Genomic DNA, 1,956 nt, shown 5'->3' with positions numbered 1-1,956 from the left:
AGGACCAGGGTGTTCACGAAGAACCCGACCAGATCGTCCAACGCCTGGTCGGTCCGGCCCGCCACCGCCGTCCCGATCGGGATGTCCTCCCCCGCGCCCAACCGCGACAACAACACCGCCAATGCCGCCTGCACCACCATGAACATGCTGGTGCCGGTGGCACGACAGAGCTCCGTCAGCCTCTCGTGGACGTCCGCCGGGATGTCCAGCGTCGCCGTGTGGCCGCGGTGCGAGGGCGTCGACGGCCGCGGGTGGTCCACGGGCAGCGCCAGTTCCTGCGGAGCCCCGTCCAGCATCTGCCGCCAGTACGACACCTGTCGGGACAGGAGGCTCTGTGGATCGTCCTCGTCGCCGAGCAGCTCCCGCTGCCACAGGGCGTAGTCGGCGTACTGCACCGGCAACGGCTCCCACTCCGGCGCGCGCCCCGCACACCGCGCCGCGTACGCCCGGGACAGATCACGGGCCAACGGCCCCATCGACCAGCCGTCCCCGGCAATGTGATGCAACACCACCACCAGCACATGCTCGTCCGGACCCGTCCCGACCAACAGCGCCCGCAACGGGATCTCGGCCGCCAGGTCGAACCCGTAACCGGTCTCGGCCGCCACCAGCTCCGCGGCCTCTTCCTCCGTGGCAGCCGTGGCGGTGCGCAGTACCTCCCCCACATCGGCCAGCGGAAGTACCAGCTGGTACGGCTCCCCGTCGCCGGCCGGGAACACCGTGCGCAGTACCTCGTGCCGAGCGATGACGTCCGTCAGCGCCCTGCCCAGCGCCTCGGTGTCGATCTGCCCGGACAGGCCCACGACCACCGGCAGGTTGTAGGTCGAGCTCGGCCCCTCCAGCTGCGCCAGGAACCACAACCGGCGCTGGGCGAACGACAGCGGAATCATTCGGCTTCCCTCTCTTTCCGCATGGGGCGCAATGCCGGCCGGGCAGGTTTCCGCTCGCTTTCCAACCGTGCTGCCAGGGCGGCCGGGCTGGACACCTCGTAGAGCGTCCGCACGCCCATCTCGACGCCGAGGGCGGTCCGGATCTGTGACACCAGACGGGTGGCCAGCAGCGAGTGGCCACCGAGATCGAAGAAGTCGTCGTCCGCCCAGACCCGCTCCAGCCCCAGTACCTCGGCGAACGCCTCGCACAGCAGGCGCTCCTCCTGGGTGGCCGGCTCACGCCCGGCGCCCGCAGCCGCACGCCGGGGCTCTGGAAGGGCAGCACGGTCGAGTTTCCCGTTGACGGTCAGCGGAAGCTCGGGCAAGGACACGAACACCGCGGGGACCATGTGGCCGGGCAGCCGCTCGGCGGCGTAGGCGCGCACGTCCGCGAACGGCTCCGGGTCCTCGCGGGCATCGTCTCCGTCACCGTCTCCGTCTCCGTCTCCGTCTCGGGGAACGATGTAGGCGATCAGGCGGTCCCCGCCGGGGAGGTCGTCGCGGGTGGTGACGACCGCTTGGGCCACACCGGGATGCGCGGCCAGGACGGCCTCCACCTCACCCGGCTCGATCCGGAATCCGCGGACCTTCACCTGGTTGTCCGCGCGACCGACGAAGACGACCTGTCCGTCGGTCGTCCAGCGAACCAGGTCTCCCGTCCGGTACATCCGCTCACCTGGCGTTCCGAACGGACAGGCCACGAACCGCTCCGCCGTCAGCCCCGCACGCCCCCGATACCCCCGCGCCAAACCCACGCCCGCGATGAACAACTCCCCGACCGCGCCGGGCGGCACCGGTCGCAGGAGCCCGTCCAGTACGAACACCCGCATGTTCCAGATCGGCGTCCCGATCGGAACGGCACCCGATCCGCCCGTCCACACTCCGGCCGTGCACTCGACCGACGCTTCCGTCGGTCCGTAGAAATTGTGCAGCTCCGCACCACACACCCGCGCGAACCGCTCCGCCGACACCCCCGACAACGCCTCACCCGAACACACCACCCGCCGCAACGACCCCCACGCCCCCG

At 70.7% G+C, this 1,956-nt stretch carries 2 protein-coding genes; both read right to left on the bottom strand.

All coding sequences use genetic code 11. The features are described from left to right. Window positions 1–890, bottom strand: an 890-nt coding sequence (locus AB0472_RS45940; RefSeq protein WP_366365660.1) for a condensation domain-containing protein, incomplete at its 3' end; no start/stop codon positions are given. Further along, window positions 887–1,956: AMP-binding protein (locus AB0472_RS45935; RefSeq protein WP_366365658.1), on the bottom strand; the 1,070-nt coding region annotated here is incomplete at its 5' end. The genes AB0472_RS45935 and AB0472_RS45940, both read right to left, overlap by 4 nt.

It is taken from the genome of Streptomyces sp. NPDC086777, from assembly GCF_040702065.1.
GTDB lineage: Bacteria > Actinomycetota > Actinomycetes > Streptomycetales > Streptomycetaceae > Streptomyces.
This window is presented reverse-complemented; position numbering and strand designations above follow the sequence as displayed.